The 6,604-nt window shown below is 62.0% G+C and carries 5 protein-coding genes; 2 read left to right on the forward strand and 3 right to left on the reverse strand.

Annotated elements, in window-relative coordinates; genetic code table 11:
* Nucleotides 1-214: 214 nt before the first annotated feature.
* Both PseAD21_RS23955 and PseAD21_RS23960 read right to left on the reverse strand, forming a co-directional pair.
* Nucleotides 215-2,041: a glycoside hydrolase family 15 protein gene (locus tag PseAD21_RS23955; RefSeq protein WP_102358278.1), complete on the reverse strand. Its 1,827-nt coding sequence runs from the start codon at nt 2,039-2,041 to the stop codon at nt 215-217.
* Entirely contained in the window at nt 2,034-2,834 is an 801-nt protein-coding gene (locus PseAD21_RS23960) for a glucose 1-dehydrogenase (protein WP_102358279.1), read from the reverse strand. Before PseAD21_RS23960 ends, PseAD21_RS23955 begins: the two co-directional genes overlap by 8 nt.
* 249 nt (nt 2,835-3,083) lie before the next feature.
* On the opposite strand from PseAD21_RS23960, the gene PseAD21_RS23965 reads away from it, so the two are divergent.
* On the forward strand, nt 3,084-4,256 hold the full coding sequence (locus tag PseAD21_RS23965) for an MFS transporter (protein WP_102358281.1): 1,173 nt from the start codon (nt 3,084-3,086) through the stop codon (nt 4,254-4,256).
* 182 nt (nt 4,257-4,438) lie between these two features.
* Here PseAD21_RS23965 and PseAD21_RS23970 read toward each other — a convergent pair whose 3' ends face one another.
* Nucleotides 4,439-5,572: a cupin-like domain-containing protein gene (locus PseAD21_RS23970; RefSeq protein ID WP_102358283.1), complete on the reverse strand. Its 1,134-nt coding sequence runs from the start codon at nt 5,570-5,572 to the stop codon at nt 4,439-4,441.
* Between the two features lie 132 nt (nt 5,573-5,704).
* Between PseAD21_RS23970 and PseAD21_RS23975 the strand changes: the two genes are divergently transcribed.
* Nucleotides 5,705-6,439 (forward strand): thioesterase II family protein, encoded by a 735-nt coding sequence (locus PseAD21_RS23975; protein WP_102358284.1) that lies wholly within the window; start codon nt 5,705-5,707, stop codon nt 6,437-6,439.
* Nucleotides 6,440-6,604: the final 165 nt, after the last annotated feature.

Raw genomic sequence — 6,604 nt, forward strand, 5'->3', positions numbered from 1 at the left:
CGAGGGGATTTATCCCCGATCGGCTGCGCAGCAGTCGCAAAGCCAGGCAATGCGGTGTTGCCGGAGCAATCGGAGGGGCAGAAGCGAGGCGGCTTTGCAGCCCGTCGGGGATAAATCCCCTCACTACAGGGGATCTGATTCTGTTTATTTCTGTGTAGGGATTAGCCAGTTAAAGAGGCGAGATGCGGCAGATTTCCTACACGCGCTGACGAAATTACGGCTGCCACTCACGCTTTTCCCCGCTCAAGCGCCGATCGAGAAAACTCGCCGCACTGATCAGCGCCAGATGCGTCAGTGCCTGCGGGGTGTTGCCAAGATGCCGGCCATGGCTGTCGAACTCTTCGGCGTACAGCCCCAGCGGGTTGGCATAACGCAGCAGTTGTTCGAACTCCAGATGCGCCTTTTCCACCTGCCCGGCGCGGGCCAGACACTCGACGTACCAGAACGAACATGCGGCAAACGCGCCTTCGGTGCCGGCCAGGCCGTCAATGTTGCTGTCATCATTGCGGTAGCGGTAAACCATGCCGTCGCGCACCAGATGTTTTTCGATGGCTTCGAGGGTCGACAGCCAGCGCGGGTCCTTGGCGCTGACGAAACGCACCAGCGGCATCAGCAGCATCGAGCCGTCGAGCGCGGTGCCGCCCTTGTACTGGACGAAATGTCCGCGCTCCTCGTTCCAGAAGTTGTCCCAGATGTCGGCGTAAATCGCCTGCCGGGTCTGATCCCACTGAACGAACGGTGCCGGCAGCGAGCGTTTCGAGGCCAGGCGAATGGCCCGGTCCAGCGCCACCCAGCACATCAGCCGCGAATGCAGGAAGTGATGCTGCTCACCACGCATTTCCCAAATGCCTACGTCGGTGGTCTGCCAGGTCTCACACACTTGATCGACCACTTCACGCACGTGTTTCCAGCCTTCGTGGGAAATCGCGTCGCCGTATTTGTTGACCAGATACACCGCGTCCATCAGCTCGCCGAAGATATCCAGCTGAATCTGCTCATACGCGCCGTTGCCGATGCGCACCGGTTGCGCGCCGCCGTGACCGGACAAGTGCGAAAGCTCGGTTTCCGGCAACTCCTGACGACCATCCACCGCATACAGAATGTTGAGCTTCATCGGCTGACCGCGGCAATCGCTGACCCGTCCGCGCAGCCAGCTCATATAGGCGTTGGCCTCACCGACGAAGCCCAGGCGCATGAACGCATAGACGGTGAACGAGGCGTCGCGGATCCAGGTGTAGCGGTAATCCCAGTTGCGTTCGCCGCCGGGGGTTTCCGGCAGGCCGAAAGTGGCGGCGGCGAGGATCGCGCCATGCTTGCGTGAGGTCAGCAGCTTCAGCGCCAGCGCCGAGCGATTGACCATTTCTCGCCAGCGCCCGCGATAGTTGGACTGGCCGATCCAGTCACGCCAGAACTTCAGCGTGCGCTCCAGACACAGTTTGGCGGTGTCATTGCGAAAGCGTGGGTCATCGGCGCCACCGAGAATGAATTCGGCGGTTTCGTTCTGCTTCAAACTGAACGAGGCGACTGCCGATGCGCCATCGATGTGCAGCGCCTGGTCCGCCACCAACCGCAGCGACGGCTGGCCCTCGGCGCTGAAAATCACCGACTGCTGGTCCGTCTGCGCCCTGGTGCTGGCGCGGGCGTAGTCGTGACGCACCGCGCAGCGCATGTGGAAGGTTGCCTCGCCGCTGACCACCCGCACCCGACGCATGAGCATCGGCAGGTCATCCTCGCTGTCGCCCACCGGCAGCAGGTCGGTGATTTCCACCACGGCGTATTCGCTGAGCCAGCGGGTCTGTAAAACGTTGGTGTCGGGTAGGTAGATCTGCTCGCGGCGGGCGTCGGGCAGGTCCGGTGCGAGCTGGAAAATCCCCGCGTCGGGGGTGTCCAGCAGCGAACAGAATATCGATGGGCTGTCGAACTCCGGCCAGCAGAAAAAATCCACGCTGCCCTTGTCGTTGACCAGTGCCGCACTGCGCATGTCGCCGATGATGCCGTGGGCGTCGATCGGGCTTTGTCGTTCGAGGTGATGCTCAGCCATTGCCGCGAAACTCCGGATAAAGACTCATGCCGCCGTCGATGAACAGGGTGGTGCCGACGATGTAGTCGGCGGCGTCGGAGGCGAGGAACACTACCGCGTTGGCCACGTCCTCGACGTCGCCGATACGGCCGTAGGGGATCAGCTCCAGCAGTTTTTCACCGGCCGCGCCTTGCGTGGCCTCTTTATTGATTGCCGTGCGAATCGCCCCCGGCGCGATGCCGTTGACGCGGATACGCTGATGGCTGACTTCCTGAGCGAGGGTCTGCATCAACTGATCGACGCCGCCCTTGGACGCTGCGTAGTTGACGTGCCCAGCCCATGGAATGCGCTGGTGTACCGAGCTCATGTGAATGATCTTGCCGGCCGCCCGGGACACGCCTTCACGCACGCCTTGCCGGTTGAAAATCCGCAGTGCGGCGCGGGCGCAGAGGAACTGGCCGGTGAGGTTGACGCCGATCACTGTGTTCCAGTCTTCGAGGGTCATGTCCACGGCCGCCGCATCCTTTTGCAGGCCGGAATTGGCCACCAGAATGTCCAGCGAACCAAAGGCCTCGAGAGTCTCGGCGAACAGCCGTTCGACCTCGTCTTCCTTCGACACATCGGCAGCGATGGCCAGTGCCTGACCGCCGTCGGCGATGATCTGCCGGGCCAGCGCCTGCGCAGGTTCTGGCTGACGGTTGTAGTTGATGACCACCGCAGCACCGGCAGCGGCCAGCGCTTGGGCGGCGGCATGGCCGATGCCGGAGCTGGCGCCGGTGATCAGGGCTACTTGTCGGGCGAGGGAGATCTGCATGCGAAGTCGCGCCTTGAGTCAGGGTCTATTCAGCTGACTGGTCGCGGGCCATGAGAGTTCATTCGGTGGTGCGGTGTTGTGCTGAATTCGCCGGCCTCTTCGCGAGCAGGCTCGCTCCCACGGTTGGAATGCATTGCCCTGTGGGAGCGAGCCTGCTCGCGAAGGGTCTTCACATTCCACCAACAATTGCGCGCTTCCCCGCCACCCGACCCTATGGCAACTTGGCGGCCCTTGATGAGGCTGCAACCGATGGCAAACCCCTACCGCGAATTGTTCACCGCCCCCGGTGCGCGAAATTTTGTTCTCGCCGGAATGATCGCGCGCATGCCGATTTCCATGACCGGCATCGGCGTGATCACCATGCTCTCGCAGCTCAAGGGCGGATACGCGCTGGCCGGTGCGGTGGCGGCGACGTTTGCCCTGGCCACGGCGTTTTGCGCGCCGCAGGTGTCGCGTCTGGTCGATCGCTTCGGTCAGGGCAAAGTACTGCCGATGTCGGCGTTGATTGGCGGCGGGGCGTTGCTGATGTTGCTGTTGTGCACGCGCTTGCAGGCGCCGACCTGGACGCTGTTCATTTTCGCCGCACTGGCCGGGTGCATGCCGAGCATGTCGGCGATGGTGCGCGCGCGCTGGACCGAGATCTATCGCGGTCAGCCGCAATTGCAGACCGCCTACGCACTGGAATCGGTACTCGATGAAGTCTGTTTCATCGTTGGTCCGCCGCTGTCGGTCGGCTTATGCGTGGCGGTGTTTCCCGAGGCCGGGCCGTTGGCGGCGCTGCTGGCTCTGGCGGTCGGCGTCACCGCGTTTGTCGCCCAGCGCAGCACCGAGCCGGCGGTGCATCCGCACGAAACCCATCATCAGGGCTCGATCATCGGTTCGACGGACGTGCAGCTGTTGCTGGCGCTGATGATCGCCATGGGCATCATCGTCGGTGTGGTGGATGTGGTCAGCGTCGCCTTCGCGCAGCAGCAGGGCCAACCGGCAGCGGCGAGTATTGTGTTGTCGGTGTATGCGATCGGCTCGTGTCTGGCCGGTATCGCTTTTGGCGCGATGCGTTCGAAACTGCCGTTGCCGCGGCTGTTTCTCTACGGCGGGGTGGCGACGGCGGTGACCACGCTACCGCTGTTGCTGGCGAGCAATATTGTCGGCTTGTCGCTGGCGGTGTTTGTCGCAGGACTGTTTTTCTCGCCGACACTGATTGTCGCCATGGCCCTGATCGAACGTATCGTGCCGCCAGCCAAACTCACTGAAGGCCTGACGTGGCTGGTGACGGGGTTGAGTATCGGCGTGGCGATCGGCGCTGCAGGCTCCGGTTGGCTGGTGGATGCCTTCGGCGCCCGCAGCGGATTCTGGCTGGCGATTGCCGCCGGGGCGGTGGTGTTGGGTTCGGCGGTGCAGAGCTATCGCCACCTGAAATAACCCTGGCACTTTCTATCTGATGAAAACCGAGGGGATTTATCCCCGATGAGCCGCGAAGCGGCCCCAAACCCGGCCAACTCTTTCCTTCAGATGTACCGAGCCGGGTGAGTTTGCGAGGGCTGCGCAGTCGATCGGGGATAAATCCCCTCGCCACAGAATCATCCACACAAACATCAGGCGGGTTACCAACCCCGGCCCGAATTCACCCAGAAATTCACCGACAGCGACGTCGACACCGACTCCACCTGATGGAACCAGCCCTCCGGCAAAAACAGCAGATCCCCGGCCTCCAGCGTCACGCGCAGAAATGTCACATCGCGTGCCGCAGGAAAACGCGGATAGTCCGGCGCGTCGGGGTTGAAATCGCAGCCATCCAGGCCACCCTTTGGCGCCGTCGACCAGGTGCCCAGCGCCTCGCGGTGATGCGGGGCGGCGAGGGTGAACTGCTTCCGGCCCCAGACCTGGGCAAACAGATTATCGGTGTCGTCGCGGTGCAGTGGGGTCAGCGTGCCTTTGGGACCGATCCAGATCCGTGGCGCAATGAACAACGAAGCATCGAAGTAGGGCGGGTACTTGATCTGCTGCAGCAATTGCGTCGGCAGGATGTTGTTGCCCATGTAGGCCGGCGGTTCGCCGTCAGCACGTTTGACTGCCGGTTGATCCAGAGAGGCAATGAATTCGGCCATCGACGTCGAGCGGAAATCACGTTCGGTGGAAAAGGTTTTTTTCACGTAATCGCCGTGGCGGGTGATGCCCTGCAGTTCGGCGAAATGCACCAGTGATTCTTCGCGACTGAGCTTGAACAGCGGCCAGTCGTGCAGTGCATTGCTGATCACCACCGGAATGCCATTGGGCAAATACCTGCTTTTGAATTCGCCAACCGACAGTTCGCCGCGCGCGTGGCGCTCGACGCGGGTCTGGGTCGGCAGGCCGGCGGTGAGTTGTTCACTGAAGCGTGGCGGGGTCGGGTAGCGCTTGTTCATGTCGACCTTTTGCGCCACCGCGCCACCGCGCATCGCATGCTCGATGATCTGCGGCAGCAGCGTCGCCAGGCCCATGTTGCCGCCGATCTTCAGGCGCCCGCTGGCGAACAGTTCTTCGACATTGAGCCTGCCGCCCATGATCCCGAGAAAATCGCCCTCGGCCACTTCAATGGTCACGTCGGGGCTGGCGTGGCGCCCGGGCGCGGTGCGACTGCTGGCCTTGACCTCCGACCAGTAGGCCAGCTGCGGACCAAACACGAATTGGAAAACGCCTTCGATGCCGACGGCACCGGCGTTGGCGAACAACTTGCCCAGGATGCTCTGCAGGTCCACGGTGAATCCTCATTATTGGTTTTGGCCTGAACGGTTAACGAGCGCCTGTTTGGGGAATTTACCGGCGCGCGACTAATTTGCCGGGCGCGTAATCCGTTTCTCTCTACAGACAAAATTTTCGAGGAAAGCCGGGTGAACAAGCTGACCCTGCTGTGCCTGCCGTACTCCGGCGCCAGCGCCATGGTCTACAGCCGCTGGCGGCCAAAGCTGCCGCAATGGCTGCAATTGCAACCGGTGGAACTGCCGGGGCGCGGCGCACGTTTCGACGAGCCGCTGCACACTGATATGCGTGCGCTGGCGATGCAATTGGCCAAGGAATTACGCCCGAAGCTCAAGGCGCCGTATGCGTTGTTCGGTCATAGTCTGGGCGCGTTGCTGGCCTGTGAAATCGCTCACGCCCTGCGCGTTCTGGGGTGTCCGGAGCCGGTGGCGCTGTTTGCCTCCGGCACGGCGGCGCCGACGATGCGCGCCGATTACGATCGCGGTTTTGCCGAGCCGAAAACCGACGCCGAGCTGATCGATCAATTGCGCACACTCAACGGCACCAGCGAAGAGGTGTTGGCCAATGCCGAGCTGATGAGCCTGACCCTGCCGATCCTGCGTGCGGATTTCCTGCTCTGCGGCAAATTCGAGCCGTTGCAGCGGCCGTTGCTCAACTGCCCGGTGCATGTGCTTGGCGGCAAGGCTGACCGCGCGACCACCGAGCAACTGATCGGCTGGAGCAAGGAAACCCGAGGCAGCTTTTCGGTGGACATGCTCGCCGGCGGGCACTTTTTCATTCATGAGCATGAAGCCAAAGTGCTCAAGGTGATCAAGGATCAACTGGAAGTGCATCACCGGCGCCACACCATGGCCGCAATGGTCTGACCACCGCATGACCTGATGCTCCCACATTTGATTTGTGTTAATGGAAAAAGCCGCTCTACCGCCCGCCTGACAGTTGTTCTCATTCGCTAATTTTTCCGGTCTGCATTCGTTTTATAGGGACGACGTGCCTTTGTGCTTCCTGCCTACTGATCCGGATGCTGAGAA

Source organism: Pseudomonas sp. AD21 (genome assembly GCF_002878485.1).
Lineage (GTDB): Bacteria > Pseudomonadota > Gammaproteobacteria > Pseudomonadales > Pseudomonadaceae > Aquipseudomonas.

Excerpts from the sequence above, each read along its gene's own strand:
- PseAD21_RS23955 (WP_102358278.1), bottom strand. The coding sequence starts at position 2,041 with ATGGCTGAGCATCACCTCGAACGACAAAGCCCGATCGACGCCCACGGC.
- PseAD21_RS23960 (WP_102358279.1), bottom strand. The coding sequence starts at position 2,834 with ATGCAGATCTCCCTCGCCCGACAAGTAGCCCTGATCACCGGCGCCAGC.
- PseAD21_RS23965 (WP_102358281.1), top strand. The coding sequence starts at position 3,084 with ATGGCAAACCCCTACCGCGAATTGTTCACCGCCCCCGGTGCGCGAAAT.